This is a genomic window from Sphingomonas sp., from assembly GCF_036402235.1.
Classification (GTDB): Bacteria; Pseudomonadota; Alphaproteobacteria; order Sphingomonadales; family Sphingomonadaceae; genus Sphingomonas.
Genome location: NZ_DASWTG010000015.1, coordinates 24,480 through 39,210 on the forward strand (window position 1 = coordinate 24,480; position 14,731 = coordinate 39,210).

Annotated in this window: 16 protein-coding genes; 7 read left to right on the forward strand and 9 right to left on the reverse strand. The window is 67.3% G+C overall.

Translation table 11 applies throughout. The annotated features are described in order from the left end of the window. The first annotated feature begins 167 nt into the window (after positions 1-167). On the forward strand, positions 168-1,400 hold the full coding sequence (locus tag VGD28_RS02585) for a hypothetical protein (protein WP_331026770.1): 1,233 nt from the start codon (positions 168-170) through the stop codon (positions 1,398-1,400). 1 nt (position 1,401) lies between these two features. Here VGD28_RS02585 and VGD28_RS02590 read toward each other — a convergent pair whose 3' ends face one another. After that, entirely contained in the window at positions 1,402-1,884 is a 483-nt protein-coding gene (locus VGD28_RS02590) for a vgr related protein (protein ID WP_331026817.1), read from the reverse strand. Positions 1,885-1,894: 10 nt separating this feature from the next. After that, positions 1,895-2,332 (reverse strand): PH domain-containing protein, encoded by a 438-nt coding sequence (locus VGD28_RS02595; protein ID WP_331026771.1) that lies wholly within the window; start codon positions 2,330-2,332, stop codon positions 1,895-1,897. Positions 2,333-2,486: 154 nt separating this feature from the next. Between VGD28_RS02595 and VGD28_RS02600 the strand changes: the two genes are divergently transcribed. Beyond that, entirely contained in the window at positions 2,487-2,885 is a 399-nt protein-coding gene (locus tag VGD28_RS02600) for a YciI family protein (protein WP_331026772.1), read from the forward strand. Positions 2,886-2,890: 5 nt separating this feature from the next. On the opposite strand, the gene VGD28_RS02605 is transcribed toward VGD28_RS02600, so the two are convergent. Beyond that, positions 2,891-3,400 carry a copper chaperone PCu(A)C gene (locus VGD28_RS02605; RefSeq protein ID WP_331026773.1) on the reverse strand — a complete coding sequence of 170 codons (510 nt, stop codon included), beginning with the start codon at positions 3,398-3,400 and terminating at the stop codon, positions 2,891-2,893. A gap of 95 nt (positions 3,401-3,495) precedes the next feature. Here VGD28_RS02605 and dnaK point away from each other — a divergent pair, with 95 nt between their 5' ends. After that, entirely contained in the window at positions 3,496-5,406 is a 1,911-nt protein-coding gene (dnaK, locus tag VGD28_RS02610) for a molecular chaperone DnaK (RefSeq protein ID WP_331026774.1), read from the forward strand. Positions 5,407-5,525: 119 nt separating this feature from the next. Next, positions 5,526-6,632, forward strand: a complete 1,107-nt coding sequence (dnaJ, locus tag VGD28_RS02615) for a molecular chaperone DnaJ (RefSeq protein ID WP_331026775.1) — start codon at positions 5,526-5,528, stop codon at positions 6,630-6,632. 29 nt (positions 6,633-6,661) lie between these two features. On the opposite strand, the gene VGD28_RS02620 is transcribed toward dnaJ, so the two are convergent. Both VGD28_RS02620 and VGD28_RS02625 read right to left on the reverse strand, forming a co-directional pair. Then, a complete protein-coding gene (locus tag VGD28_RS02620; protein WP_331026776.1) occupies positions 6,662-7,450 on the reverse strand; it encodes a phytanoyl-CoA dioxygenase family protein in 789 nt (262 codons plus the stop codon). A gap of 1,101 nt (positions 7,451-8,551) precedes the next feature. Next, positions 8,552-8,992 carry a cupin domain-containing protein gene (locus VGD28_RS02625; RefSeq protein WP_331026777.1) on the reverse strand — a complete coding sequence of 147 codons (441 nt, stop codon included), beginning with the start codon at positions 8,990-8,992 and terminating at the stop codon, positions 8,552-8,554. A 95-nt stretch (positions 8,993-9,087) separates the two neighbouring features. Here VGD28_RS02625 and VGD28_RS02630 point away from each other — a divergent pair, with 95 nt between their 5' ends. From VGD28_RS02630 to VGD28_RS02640, 3 genes are all read left to right on the forward strand, one after another. After that, entirely contained in the window at positions 9,088-9,408 is a 321-nt protein-coding gene (locus tag VGD28_RS02630; protein ID WP_331026778.1) for a glycine zipper 2TM domain-containing protein, read from the forward strand. 98 nt (positions 9,409-9,506) lie between these two features. Beyond that, the gene (locus tag VGD28_RS02635) at positions 9,507-9,878 is read left to right on the forward strand and encodes a hypothetical protein (RefSeq protein ID WP_331026779.1); all 372 of its coding nucleotides are present in this window, start codon (positions 9,507-9,509) and stop codon (positions 9,876-9,878) included. 41 nt (positions 9,879-9,919) lie between these two features. Next, entirely contained in the window at positions 9,920-11,104 is a 1,185-nt protein-coding gene (locus VGD28_RS02640) for a glycosyltransferase (protein WP_331026780.1), read from the forward strand. Here VGD28_RS02640 and VGD28_RS02645 read toward each other — a convergent pair. The 4 genes from VGD28_RS02645 to yajC form a co-directional block, all read right to left on the reverse strand. Further along, on the reverse strand, positions 11,089-11,451 hold the full coding sequence (locus VGD28_RS02645; protein WP_331026781.1) for an Mth938-like domain-containing protein: 363 nt from the start codon (positions 11,449-11,451) through the stop codon (positions 11,089-11,091). The genes VGD28_RS02640 and VGD28_RS02645 overlap by 16 nt on opposite strands. After that, a complete protein-coding gene (gene secF / locus VGD28_RS02650; protein ID WP_331026782.1) occupies positions 11,451-12,428 on the reverse strand; it encodes a protein translocase subunit SecF in 978 nt (325 codons plus the stop codon). Before secF ends, VGD28_RS02645 begins: the two co-directional genes overlap by 1 nt. A 130-nt stretch (positions 12,429-12,558) precedes the next feature. After that, positions 12,559-14,211 carry a protein translocase subunit SecD gene (gene secD / locus VGD28_RS02655; RefSeq protein ID WP_331026783.1) on the reverse strand — a complete coding sequence of 551 codons (1,653 nt, stop codon included), beginning with the start codon at positions 14,209-14,211 and terminating at the stop codon, positions 12,559-12,561. A 2-nt stretch (positions 14,212-14,213) separates the two neighbouring features. Further along, on the reverse strand, positions 14,214-14,558 hold the full coding sequence (gene yajC, locus VGD28_RS02660) for a preprotein translocase subunit YajC (protein ID WP_331026784.1): 345 nt from the start codon (positions 14,556-14,558) through the stop codon (positions 14,214-14,216). Positions 14,559-14,731: the final 173 nt, after the last annotated feature.

The following is a 14,731-nucleotide window of genomic DNA, read 5'->3' on the forward strand; positions in this document are numbered from 1 at the left end:
CTCCTTTTGATGCCGCGCACGCTAGGTTTGCGGCACCCGTCCCGCAATCGGAGCAACGCCATTATCCACTGAAAATCATGCAGCCACCGTTCATCGATACGGGCGCACATCTCGCCGCATCAGCACGGAGAGACTCGATGCGCGGCACGGGACGAACGGGATTGGGAATGTGCAGCGCGCTGGCGCTGGCCTGCGTGCTCGCAGGCTTCGCGCCGGCCGCCGCGCAACCGGCCACGCTCCAGGTCGACGCGCAACCGCCCGAGAGCCTGCCCGCGGTGGATGATGCCGACTATCAGTGGATCGACGACGCCGATGCGCTGCTCGACGCGATCGGCGACTCGCCGCCCGATTTCACCTTCGCCTATGACGGCGCCGACATCTGGGGCTGGCGCACCGGCACCGGTCACGAAATCTATGGCGAGCCGAGCGGCGGCGCGATCCGCTACTATTATTTCGAGCCAGGCAGCCGCGAGCCGTTCCTGGTGCAGGATGCGGACTTCGCCTTCGGCTATGGCCCCGGCGGGCAGCTGATCGTCGTCTATGACGCCGACGGCAGGCTGTTGTCGCGCAGCGAGGGCGACCGCGAGGCAGCGCTTGCCGACCAGCTCTACCGCCGCGGGCGCGCGATCCACGCCTCGGCGCAGAACGACCGCGGCTGGGAGCCGGTCGATGCCGGTTATTGGGCGCAGCAGATCCCGGTCATCGTCGACCTGCGCCTGCGCTGGTCCGAAGGGCGCGAGCGGCATCAAGGCTGGAAGCGCTGGCATGGCCGCAGCGGTGCAGGGAAGTGGCGCAGGCCGCTCGCCGCCGAGCGTCAGCGCCGCTGGTCCGCGGGCGACCGCTTTCGCCGCTGGCAGCGCGAAGGGTTCCGCGGACCGCCGCCGCGCTGGGGTGAGGGCGGCACGCACGAAACGGCGCGTCCGCAACGCCCCGATCGTCCAGGCTGGAGCCAACCGAGGCCATCCGCGACCGGCACGCCGCCCATGACCAATCCCGTGCCGGGCACCGAGCAGCCGCAGCGCCCCAGTGGCCCGGGCTGGGGCCGGCAGCGGCCGCCGGCAGGCGGCGAGAGAACCCGGCCGCCGCGCTTCGAGGCCCCGCCCGTGATGCCGCGGCGGACAGCTCAACAACCGGGCGCAGCGCCGCCCCCGGCCGCATCCGGCCGGCCCCAACGCCCGCACTGGCGCCGGGACGGAAGCCCCCGGCCCGACCGGCCCAGCTTCACCCGCCCGCCCGGCTTTGCACCGGCCGAACGGCCGCATTCGGCTCCGCGCCCGCAGCCCGTGGAACGCCCGCAATTCGCGCCACGGCCGGCGCCGCCGGCCCGTGTCGCACCACCGCCTCCGCCACCACCACCGCCGCCCCGGATACAGGAGCGGATGATCGAGCACCCGCAATAGCTCAGGCGATGCGGCCCGGGTTGGAAACGAAGGGCAGGATGCCGCGATATTGCTCCAGCGGCGGCGCGCCGGGGATCAGCGCGCCGCGGCGGAGCAGGAAGATGTGGCGGACGATCTCCGCCTGCTGCTCGAGGCCGTAGCGCTCGAGCCGCCAGCCGGGCTTCAGGCTGTAACCATAGCGGCAGAAGGGATGGCGGCGCAGCGGCAGGAAGATGCCCTTCTGATGCTGCCAGATATGCGTCATCTCATGGATGAACAGCCCCTGCAGGTCGAGCGGTGCATTGGCGAAATCGTCGCGATAGTTGCAGCCCTTGGGGTGGAAATGGATGCAGCCCATCGGCGCCATCGTCACCCCGCGCGGCTGGAAGAAGGCCCATTTGCGGTTGGCGACCCGCGCGCGATCATAATCGATCGCGTCGCCGAAGATGCTGCGGGCGAGACTCACCTCGCCGATGGTGAGCGGGCGGCGTTCTCCGCCTTGCAGCTGCGGCACCTCAGATATCTTCGTGCACCATGTCGATCTCGCGCACGCCGCGCTCGCGCCGGGCGGCGTTGACCAGCTCGCGCAGCTTCTCGCGCCGGGCGCGGGCGGAATCGACGTCGCGGATCACCAGCGGCGCGGCCCTGGTGGTCTCGTCGGACGAGGCGATGGTGATCGTGCCGATGTCCGCCCATTGGTTGATCAGGCTGAAGTCGATCCGCACGTCCTTGACGCGATACAGTTCGATCTCGTCGATCGACTTCACGAAAATGCCCTTGTGCAGGATCAGCCGGTCCCCGGTCACTTCATAGGTGACGGCGAGGTTCGCGATCCATTTGATGAGGACGATGATCAGCCCGACGCCGACAAGGCAGAGCAGCAGCGTTCCCCACCCTGCCAGGGTCCCGCGCAGCCAGCCCCAGGTCGAAGAGCGAAAGCGGTCGATCGTCATGCGGGTTCCTTTACCGGCTCTGTTCGGCGAACATAACGCAAAGAAAGGCGGCGGAAAGCCCGCGCCGGAACGTCGGTCGCTACGGGTTCGTCCGCGTGCTACCGTCAGCGAAACGAACGATGGAGGGATGCCCATGCGGATCGTGATACGGGCCATGCTGGCTGCAACCCTGCTGACCGGCGCGACCGGCGCGACGGCAGCGCTCTTCACGCCGCAGCAACCGCCGGCAGCGGCAGCGACCACCACGCGCCCGCTGTTCGCGATCGTCTATCGTGCCGGCCCGGCATGGAAGCCCGGCGTGCCGATGAAGGGCCAGGGGCTGCGCGACCATTTCTACTATGTGAAGGCGCTGCACGAGCGCGGCGATATCGTCTATGCCGGGGCGATGGGGCCGGACGGCGGACTCATGCTGATCCACGCCGCCGATCAGGCGGCAGCCGACGCGATCGCCGCGAATGACCCTGCGGTGAAGACCGGCATCTTCATCGGCGAGGTGCGCGTCTACGCACCGCGCTTCGTGGGCGCTGGCGCAGCGACTGCGGCCAAGCCCTAAATCCGCTAGAGCGCGGCGTTGCCTGCGGCGCGCACAGCGGCGTTGACCTCGATCGTCTTGCCGTCGGCGAAGGACAGGCGCAGTGGGAATGTGCCACCCGCGCGGACCGAAGGCGAAAGATCGTAGAGCATGACATGCTTGCCGCCGGGCTTGAATTCGACCCGTTCGCGCGCGGGAATCGCGACGTCCTTGATCGGCGCCATCGTCATCATGCCGCCTTCGTGCTTCATTTCGTGAATTTCGGTGCGGATCGCCGCGGGACTTGAGACCGCGACCAGACTGGCCGCCTGCGCTCCGCCCTTCACGTTGAAATAGGCCGCGCCGGGGCGTCCGGCGACTGCGGGAAGGCGCACCCAGGCGTCATCGACAGCGAGGTCGGCCTGCTGGCAGCCAGCCAGTACCACACCCGCCAAACCCATCGCGAAAATCGCCCGCATCACGCCTTCTCCTCCCGATTCGGGAACCCTGGAGGCGTTCCTATGGCCCGCCCTGTCTTGCGGCAAGGCGCGGCTCACCTATATCGCGGCTTGTAACAACCGGATTGCCGTCTCAGGGGTCCGGTAAATGGTTGAAACTTTTAGATTAGGACACGGGGGCCAATAGAGGACTCATGGCAAAGGTAATCGGAATCGATCTCGGCACCACCAACAGCTGCGTCGCGGTGATGGAAGCGGGCAAGCCCAAGGTGATCGAGAATGCCGAAGGCGCACGTACCACGCCTTCGATCGTCGCGTTCGCCAAGGACGGCGAGCGCCTGGTCGGCCAGCCGGCGAAGCGCCAGGCGGTGACCAACGGCGACAACACGATCTTTGCGGTGAAGCGCCTGATCGGCCGCCGCTTCGACGATCCGATCACCAAGAAGGACACCGAGCTGGTGCCCTACACCATCACCAAGGGTCCGAACGGCGACGCATGGGTCAAGGCAGGCGGCGAAGACTATTCGCCCAGCCAGATCAGCGCCTTCATCCTTCAGAAGATGAAGGAAACCGCCGAATCGTATCTCGGCGAGACCGTGACCCAAGCGGTCATCACCGTTCCGGCATACTTCAACGACGCGCAGCGCCAAGCAACCAAGGACGCCGGCAAGATCGCGGGCCTTGAAGTGCTGCGCATCATCAACGAGCCGACTGCCGCGGCGCTGGCCTATGGGCTCGAGAAGACCGACGGCAAGACGATCGCGGTCTATGACCTTGGCGGCGGCACCTTCGATATCTCGATCCTCGAGATCGGCGACGGCGTGTTTGAGGTGAAGGCCACCAACGGCGACACCTTCCTGGGCGGCGAGGATTTCGATTCGAAGGTCGTCCAGTTCCTGGCCGACGGCTTCAAGAAGGATGAGGGCATCGACCTCACCAAGGACAAGCTCGCGCTGCAGCGCCTGAAGGAAGCCGCCGAGAAGGCGAAGATCGAACTGTCGTCGGCCGCGACGACCGAGGTCAACCTGCCCTTCATCACCGCCGACGCCAACGGGCCGAAGCACCTGGTCAAGACGATCAGCCGTGCCGACCTGGAGAAGCTTGTCGACGACCTGATCCAGCGCACGCTGGAGCCGTGCCGCAAGGCGATGGCAGATGCCGGCGTCAAGGCGAACGCGATCGACGAGGTCGTGCTTGTCGGCGGCATGACGCGCATGCCCAAGGTGCGTGACGTCGTGAAGTCGTTCTTTGGCAAGGAGCCGCACACCGGCGTCAATCCGGACGAGGTCGTCGCGATCGGCGCCGCCATCCAGGCCGGCGTGCTGCAGGGCGACGTCAAGGACGTGCTGCTGCTCGACGTGACCCCGCTGAGCCTCGGCATCGAGACGCTGGGCGGCGTGTTCACGCGCATGATCGATCGCAACACGACGATCCCGACCAAGAAGTCGCAGACCTACTCCACCGCTGACGACAATCAGCAGGCGGTGACGATCCGTGTCTTCCAGGGCGAGCGCGAGATGGCCGCGGACAACAAGATGCTGGGCCAGTTCGACCTGGTCGGCATCCCGCCAGCGCCGCGCGGCGTGCCGCAGATCGAGGTGACGTTCGACATCGATGCCAACGGCATCGTCAACGTTAGCGCCAAGGACAAGGGCACCGGCAAGGAGCAGCAGATCCGCATCCAGGCTTCGGGCGGTCTTTCCGACGCCGACATCGACCAGATGGTCCGCGACGCTGAGCAGTTCGCCGAAGAGGACAAGAAGCGCCGCGCCGCGGCCGAGGCGAAGAACAACGCCGAGAGCCTGGTCCACACCACCGAGCGCCAGCTCGCCGAGAATGGCGACAAGGTGGACGACGCACTGAAGGGCGAGATCCAGACCGCGATCGATGAGGCCAAGGCCGCGATCGAGGGCGGTGACGCTGACGCCATGAACGATAAGAGCCAGGCGCTCGCGCAGGTCGCGATGAAGCTGGGTCAGGCGATCTACGAGAAGCAGCAGCAGTCGGAGGCTTCACCTTCGGCCGATGCGGGGACTGCGGAGAAGGCGGATGGCGACGATGTCGTCGATGCCGAATTCTCCGAGGTGGACGACAACAAGGCGTAAGCTATGACCTTTAACCGTCACCCCAGCGAAAGCTGGGGTCTCCGGCCCCAGGCGCACCGCTTGCGGCACGAGATGCCAGCTTCAGCTGGCATGACGGGTGAAAGGCGGGGGCCGAGTGAATGACCACCCAGACTGACTATTACGAGCTGCTAGGCTGCTCCCGCGACGCGGACGACGCCACGATCAAGGCCGCTTTCCGCAAGCTCGCAATCAAATTCCATCCCGACAAGAATGGCGGGTGCAAGGATCATGAGGCGAAGTTCAAGGCGATCAACGAGGCCTATGACTGCCTGAAGGACCCGCAGAAGCGCGCGGCGTACGACCGCTTCGGCCACACCGGCTATCCCGGCGGCGGCCAAGGTCCCGGCTTCGACGCCTTTTCCGACATCTTCGAAAGCGTGTTCGGCGAGTTCATGGGCGGCCGTGGCGGCCAGCAGGCCCAGCGGCGCGGCGCCGACCTGCGCTACGACATGGAGATCAGCCTGGAAGACGCCTTCCACGGCAAGCAGACCGACATCACTGTCGATGTATCCGGTATCTGCGATCCGTGCGGCGGCACCGGCGCTTCGCCCGGCACCATGGCCAAGACCTGCGGCACCTGCCGCGGCCATGGCAAGGTGCGGGCGCAGCAGGGCTTCTTCATGGTCGAGCGGACCTGCCCCTCGTGCCACGGCGCGGGCAAGACGATCACCGATCCGTGCCGCAACTGCCGCGGCGAGGGCCGGGTCGACCGCACCGTGACGCTCGCCGTCAACGTGCCGCCTGGCGTGGACGAAGGGACGCGCATCCGCCTGTCCGGCCAGGGCGAGGCGGGCGCGCGCGGCGCGCCGCCGGGCGACCTCTACATCTTCCTCCACATCAAGCGGCACGCGATCTTCGAGCGCGAGGGCACCACGCTCTACGCGCGCGCGCCGATCAGCTTCACCACGGCGGCGTTGGGCGGCGAGATCGAGATCCCGGGGCCGGACGGCGAGCTGCACAATATCCGCATCAATCCCGGCACCCAGTCGGGCCGCGAGGTACGGCAGCGCGGCGCGGGCATGCCGGTGCTGCAGGGCCGCGGGCGCGGCGACCTGGTCGTCAAGCTCGAGGTCGAGATCCCGACCAAGCTGTCCGCCGAGCAGCGCGAACTGCTCGAGCAGTTCCGTACGCTGGAGACCGGCGAGGAATGCCCGGCATCGACCGGTTTCTTCGACAAGCTCAAAAAGGCGGTGGGCGGCTGCTAGGGCCGCCCACCAACCTTGCCGAAAACCATCTAACCTAGCGCGTCGCGGATCGCCGTCTCGACGGGCGCCGCATCCGCCCGCCACGGATCGAGCGGCACCGCCGGGAGCAACGGCGGCTGGGCAAGGATGCGCGGACGCGTGCCGCGATGCGGCTGCGCGGCGTGGACGAGGAACGGGTGGCACAGATAGACCGTGCCCGCCGCCCCGGTCGCCAGCACTTCGCGCCGGTGCGCCGACGCCGCAAAGCCGTCCGCGGCGAGCTCGCGCAGGGTGAGCCCCACTTCGTCGGCGGGGGCCAGCCGTTGCGCGATGTCGCGGTGCGATCCCGCGCGGATGCGGGTCGGCGCGTCCTCCTCCCCGACATCGGTGAACAGGAACAGCATCAGCAGTGCCCGGCCCCGACTGACGACATTGGCGCGCCAGTCGAGAAAGTCGGGCGTTTCCGTGCCGAAGCTCACATCGATGTGCCAGCCATCGTCATTCGGCGCTTCGGGTGTAGGGAAGCGCAGGACGAAAGTTCCGAGCGCTCCCGGCGGCAGCCAGCGACCAGGACCGACAAGCTGATCGAAGGCCGCATGCAGCAGCTGGGTGTTGGCGGTCCCACGGAACACCGGCTGGGCATAATGGCCGAGCCGGATCACCGGCGCGTGCCAGCTGGCCGGATCGGCGGGGTCGCACCCGGCGTCGCGCCACAGGAGGGCGGCAGCCTGTTCGGCAAGGTCGCGCGGAAAGGCATTGTCGATGCGGACGAAGCCGTCGGTGATGAAGGCGTTGATTTGCGCCGGAGACAGTCCCGGCGCATTGGGTTCGGACGTCATGACGAAAGTTCCTCAAGCTGACGGGCACGCCGGACCTGTCGTCCGGCGATGACGTGCAGGCGAAGGACCGATAAGCCGGTCCGCTCAGCCCAGGAGCGGGAAACCCTGAATGTTGCGCGCGAACATCGTCATGGAGCTGAAGATAGGTCTGCGTCCGCCGATGCCAAGCGCGCGGTGCCGAGATGGGTCGCGGCGGGGCTTGTGCGGCAGCGACACGCCCAAACGGAAAAGGGGGCCGACGTTTCCGCCAGCCCCCCGTGTCGCCGGACTTTCGGCCTCGCGCCCGCCACAGGGGGCTGCGCGCGCCTTCATGTCGGCGGCATGCTCAGCCCGCGCCGGCAAGGGAAGCGGGCCTCGCGTCCTGGTCAACGCTCGGCGGACGCCTCCCGTTGGCCATCTCCGACCGGCAAGCCGCCCGGAGGACCCGCCAGCGGCAAGCCGCGGGTGGGCTGCCCGTCCGGCGGCGAACCGCCCTGGGGCCGGTCACCGGGGCGGGTGTGATCCCGAAGGATCAGCTTCCCACCTCGATGTCCTTTGCTCGGCCTTTGCCCGAAGGCTCCGGCCTCGAGGTTTCGGTCATCCAGAGTTGCCGATCCCGAAAGATCGCCGTGTCTCGATGGCCTCGCCCGGGTGGTTCAGCCCGAAGGCCTCGCGTTCCGAACGTCTGGCTGTCCGGCCTGACCTGCGCCGAAGCGCCTGCCTGCCCTGACAACCCGCTCCACTTCCGCCCGAAGGCGTCGGCTTCGCGTTCGGTCGCCTGGCTTGTCCATGCTCCGGGGGAGCATTTTCCGCCCTGGCGGCCCGCCCTTCCCATGCCGAAGCATGCGAGAGACGTTTTGGACACTCGATCCGTTTCGTTTCCATCCCACCCGCTCTCGCGAGCGGGACAGGCCGTTTCCCGGGGTGGTGTCCCCGTATCGATCCATGCGGTTTCCCGAAGGCACCCTGCGCAGCTCGATCCGTTGTAAACTTCTGATTTCGCTTTGATTTCTCGCCGCGTCATCGTCCGCTTACAAGGATGATGCTGTCATCGTTTCCGAGTCGCGCAAACCCGCAATCGACGCGATACGGCCTGTTGATAACGTGGATAACGGGGAGGGATCAGGCGCTTCTGAGCGGGGGCGGTGCCCATCCTGGCGGGGCCATCTCGAACCCGGCAAAGTCGAAGCCGGGGACGACGACGCAGCTGACCAGCGCCCAACCGTCCTCCGCTTCGGCCGCTTGCCAGCGAGTCGCGGGGACCAGTGCCTGGGGCGTGTAGCCGCGGGCCACGTCGCCGCCAAGCATGATTCTGGCCGGATTCGCGTCATTTGCGTCGGCGATCAGCAGATCGAGCGACGCGCCCGCATGCCATAGCCACAATTCGTCCGCGTCCACCCGGTGCCAGTGCGAGCGGCACCCCTGCTCGAGCAGATAGAGGATCGCGGTGCCGGGCGAGCGCGCCCCGCCCTGCTCCGCTGCGCGCCACGTCTCGCGATACCAGCCGCCCTCCGGGTGCGGGGCCAGCCCAAGGGCCTCGACGATCGATTCTGCTTTCTGCATCGCGTGTGAATGGCATGAAATGTTACGTTCATGAAACCGGCCCGATAGACAGGGCGTTGGGGGAACAGGGTTTCAGGTAGAGATGGAGTTTCACAATGCGTAACCTGCTCATGGCGCTTGGCGCCGCCTCGCTGGCGGTTCCCGCCGCTGTCGTCCTTCCCGCCTCGCAGGCCGAGGCCGGGGTGCAGAAGAAGCGCTATTCGTACCGCGAATGGCGCGGCCGCGACGGCCGCCGCTATTGCCGCAAGTCGGACGGCACCACCGGCCTGGTAGTCGGCGGTGTGGCCGGCGCGCTGGTTGGCCGTACGATCGATTCCCGCGGTGACCGTACGCTCGGCACCGTGCTAGGCGCCGCCGCAGGTGCCGTGGCGGGCCGCGAGATCGAGCGCAGCGGCAGCAAGCGCCGCTGCCGCTAAGACCGCAAATACGGATCGACGGGGGGCCGAGGGAAACTTCGGCGCCCCGTTTCGTTTGAGGAACGAGTTGGGGGGCATCCCGGCAGGGGAGATGCCCGATGAAGAAATGGATGATCGCAGCGAGCACCGCGGCAATGGCCGCGACCGGCGCTTGCACCGACTATGGCTATGACCGTCCCGGCTATGCCGGCGACGACTATTGGGATGCGCCGCGCTATTATCGCGACGGCAGCTACGAGGAACGCCGCCTCGGCCGTGACGAGCGCGTCTATCGCGGCCGCGACGGGCGCTATTATTGCCGCCGCAGCGACGGATCGGCGGGGCTGATCGTCGGCGGGCTGGCCGGCGGTGTGCTCGGCAACATCCTTGCGCCCGGCGGATCGAAGACGCTGGGCACGATTCTGGGTGCCGCGGGCGGCGCGGCGATCGGCAGCACCGCGGACCGTGCCGGCGAGGTGCGCTGCCGATGACCTAATGCGCTTTTAACCCGGGCGGGTGTAGCATGCGGGCAATGCTCCGCGTACTCACCCTCTCCTCGCTCTTCCCTGATGCTTCCCGCCCCAATTTCGGGGTGTTCGTGGAGGGGCAGATGCTCGGCCTCGCCGCGCATCCCGACGTCGCGCTCAAGCTGGTCGCGCCGCTCGGACTGCCGCCTTGGCCGCTCGGCCATCGCGGCCGCTACGCCCAGCTTTCCGCCCTGCCGCAGCATGAGGACTGGAAGGGGGTCGAGACATGGCGCCCGCGCTTCCTCAACCTGCCCGGCACGGGCGGGCGTTTCCACGCCGCGATGCTGACACGCGCGCTGGTGCCGCTGTTGTCGCGAATCCGCAGGGACTTCCCGTTCGACGTGATCGACGCGAGCTTCTTCTTCCCCGACGGCCCCGCCGCGGTGGCGCTGGGACGGCGCTTCGGCGTTCCCGTCTCGATCAAGGCACGCGGCGCCGATATCCACCATTGGGGACGTGCCCCGGCGACCGCGGCGCAGGTAATCGCCGCGGCACAAGCCGCGGACGGCCTCCTCGCCGTCTCGCAGGCTATGAAGGCCGATATCGCCGCGCTCGGCATCGCGCCGGACCGGATTCGCGTACACCACACAGGGGTCGACCTCACCCGCTTCGCGCCGCGCGACCAGGGTACGGCAAAGGCCGCACTCGGCATCGACGGCCCGCTGATCGTCTCGATAGGCGCGCTGATCCCGCGCAAGGGACACGACATGGTGATCGACGCGGTGAGCGCCCTTCCCGGCGTTCAGCTGCGCATCGCGGGCGAAGGACCCGAACGGCCGCGCCTCGCCGCGCAGATCGCCCGGCTGGGACTGGAGGATCGCGTCAGGCTCCTCGGCAGCGTCGCGCATGGCGATCTCCCGCCGCTGCTCGCTGCCGCCGATGTGATGGCGCTCGCCTCCTCCTCGGAGGGGCTCGCCAATGCCTGGATCGAGGCGGTGGCCAGCGGGACGCCGATCGTCATTCCCGCTGCCGGCGGCGCGGCCGAGGTCGTCACCTCCCCCGCCGCGGGCCGTATCGCCGGGCGCACCGCTCCAGCTTTTGCCGCGGCGATCGGGGAACTCCTCGCCGCTCCGCCCGCGCGCGACGCTGTGCGTGCAGCTGCCGCCGGGTTCACCTGGGAAGCGAACACCGCCGCGCTGTACGATCACTTATCGGGGCTAGTAGCCTCGCGCGCTCAGTCCAGCGGGTAAAGCGCGGCCGCGATCCAGCGCAGCTCGGCGCGCAGCACGCCCCAGGCGCGCGCCGCGGCCCGGCTGTCCATCACCTCGATCCCGAACGGCAGTGCCGCCTCGAGCGCGAGCCACGGGCGGCGCAGCCGGCTTCCAGTGCCGAGCAGCAGGAATTCGGGCTGCGGGTCCATCGCCAGCAGCGGCGCAAAGGCGTCCGCGGTCAGATCCTCCAGCGGCGGCGGCGTCCAGCCCTCGGCCCGGCTCGGCGTGAGCAGCAGGCCGAGATAGACATTGTCGTCGACTCGGAAGCCGCCGCCCGAGAAGCCCGACACCACCGGACCCTCGATCCGGGTCCGGTCGATCTTCATCAGGGCATGTCCTTGAAGCTGACGCGCTCGGCGCCCTCCACGCCCTTCGGTCCCGCGGCTTCCTTGGGCAGAAAGCTGTCGGGCCGCAGCTTGAGCCACAGCAGGATCGCCGCCGAGACATAGACCGACGAGAAGGTGCCGATGACGATGCCGAGCAGCATCGCGGCGGTGAAGCCGAAGATCACGTCCGGGCCCAGCACCAGCAGGACGGTCAGCACGATGCCGATCGACAGCGAGGTGACCACGGTGCGCGACAGCGTCTCGTTGATAGAGAGGTTGAGCAGCTCCTCCATCTCCATCTTGCGGTATTTGCGCATATTCTCGCGGATCCGGTCGTAGACGACGATCGTGTCGTTGAGCGAATAGCCGATGATCGTCAGCACCGCAGCGACGATGTTGAGGTCGAATTCGAGCTGGGTCAGCGCGAAGAAGCCGAGCGTCAGCGCGACGTCGTGGAACAGCGCGAACAGCGCGCCGATACCGAACTGCCACTCGAACCGGACCCAGATGTACAGAGCGATCGCCAGCATCGCGAGGCTGAGGCTGATCGCGCCGTTGCGGAACAGCTCTTCCGACACCTTGCCCGACACGCTCTGAGCGCCAGCGACCTGCGCGCCGGGATAATTCTTGATCAGCGCTGCGCGGATCACGCTCGCCGCCTTGTTCGCGGCTTCCTCGCCGCCCTCGGGCAGCGGGGTGCGGATCGAATATTCGGTGGTGTCCGCCACCTGCTGTACCGTCGCCTCGCCTACGCCGAGCGCCTGGATGCGCTCGCCCAGCGTTGGAATGTCTACATGCTGGGTGAAGGTGACGCGCGTCTGCTGGCCGCCGACAAAGTCGATGCCGAGGTTGAACCCCTTGATGAAGCAGAGCGCGATCGAACCGGCGATCAGGAGCAGCGACAGCGCCATCGCCACGTTCCGGTATTTGAGGAACGCGATGTTGGTGTTGTCGGGTACGAGCTTGAGGGGACGCATATGGCCTTACCTTACCCCGTTCGGGCTGAGCTTGTCGAAGCCCTGCCTTTCTTGTGCGATCGGGTCGGGAGAAGAACAGCCCTTCGACAAGCTCAGGGCGAACGGAGAAAGGAGGTTCATCCTACCGTCCTTAAATGTTGATCGTCTTCGGGCGGTTGCGCTTCAGCCAGTCCGCGACGAGCAGACGGGTGAAGGTAACGCCGGTGAAGACCGAAGTGACGATGCCGATGGCGAGCACGACCGCGAAGCCGCGGATCGGGCCGGAGCCGAACATGAACATGATCGCCGCGGAGATGACGTTGGTGATGTTCGCGTCAAAGATGGCGCGGCTGGCTTCCTTGTACCCGAACTCGACCGCGGAGACCGCGGCGCGGTTGCGGATCCGCTGCTCCTCGCGGATGCGCTCGTTGATCAGCACGTTGGCGTCGACCGCCGCGCCGATCGTCAGCACGAAGCCGGCGATGCCGGGCAAGGTCAGCGTCGCGCCGAAGAACGCCATGATGCCGAACACCATCACCGCGTTAACCAGTAGCGCGAGCGAGGTGTAGACCCCGAAGCGCAGATAGGTGAACAGCATGAACAGGATCAGCGCCACCGTGCCGATCACGCCGGCGAGAATGCCCTTCTCGATCGATTCCTGACCGAGCTCGGCCGAGACCGTACGCTCCTCGACCACCTTCAATGCCACGGGCAGCTTGCCCGAGCGCAACGCGATGGCGAGCTCATTGGCGCTCTGGACGGTGAAGCCGCCGGAGATCTGGCCGCGGCCGCCGAGGATCGGCTCGTTGATGTTGGGCGCAGAGATGACCGAGCCGTCGACGATGATCGCGAACGGCTTGCCGGTGTTCTCGCGCGTTGTCTGGCCGAAGCGGAACCCGCCCTGGCTGTTGAAGGTGAAGCCGACCACGACCTGCTGGTTCTGGTCGAACTCCTGCTTGGCGTCGATCAGCTGGTCGCCGCTGACGATCGTCTGCCGCTTGAGCGCGATCATCGGCTGCTGCCCCTCGCGCTGCGGATAGGCGACGTAGGGCAGAGCAAATTGTCCGGTGGGCGCAGACGGATAGGGCATGATCTCGCTGCCGATCGGCGCGCGGCCGGCGGCGATCTCGGCGGGATTGGCGGTGATGTCCACCAGCTTGAACTCGAGCCGCGCTGTCTTGCCGAGCAGCTGCTTGAGCGCCTCGGGATCCTTGAGCCCCGGCACTTCGACGAGGATTCGGTTGCGGCCTTCGAGCACGATCGTCGGCTCGAGCGTGCCCAGCGCGTTGATGCGGCGATCGACCACCTCGCGCGCGTCCGCCATTGCCTGCTTGACCGCCTGGTCGAGGCCCGCGTTGGTCTGCGTCACGATGAAGCGCGTTCCGTCGCGCACCTCGATCGTCCATTCGCGCTGGCCGGTCATGCCGGCGCCGCTGCCGGTCAGCTGGAGCAGACGCTCACGCGCCGCATCCACCTTTGCCACATCGCGCACCATGAAGCTGATCGTGCCGTCCCGCATCGAGATGTCGCCGATATCGATGCGGGGATCCTGGCGGCGGAACTCGGTCTCGATCTCGTCGCGCTTGGCGGCGAGCCGCGTGCGCGCGAGATCGGCGGTGTCCGCCTCGAGCAGGATCGAGCTGCCGCCGGCAAGGTCGAGGCCGAGGTTGATCGACGGCTGCGGGATCCAGCCCGGCCAGCGTTCACGCATATTCTCGGGCACGAAGCTCGGAATCGTGAGCAGGAAGCAGGCGGCGATCGAAAGCCAGACCGCCCAGACCTTCCACTTCGGGAAATCGAGCATGTTCAGTCGTTCGCCGGCTTGCCGCTGCCCAGCGGCTGGACCTCGACGATGGTCGCCTTGACCACCTTGACCTTCACGCCGGTCGCGATCTCGACATTGGCATAGACGTCGTCGACCGACACCACCTTGCCCACCAGACCGCCCGCGGTGACGACCGTGTCACCCTTCTTCATCCCGCCAATCGAAGCCTGAAGCGTCTTCATCCGCTTCTGCTGCGGGCGAATCATCAGGAAGTAGAAGGCGATGAAGATCAGGATCAGCGGCGCGATCGACAGAAACGATCCGGCGGCGCTGCCCTGTCCCGCCGCGCTTCCCGCGGCCTGTGCATATGCTGGTGAGATGATCATGGTTCCCCGGGCCTGTCTGCTGGCCAGAATGGTGGGGGCTGGAGGCCCCGCGTTCAAGCGGCGCGCGCTACCATGCGCGTTGCGCAGGTGCAACCATTGCCGGGACTGTGGCCCGGCTGCAACGGGCCATCTCTACCCCCTTGCATCGCCTGTCCTGTGCGCCTAGAGGGCCG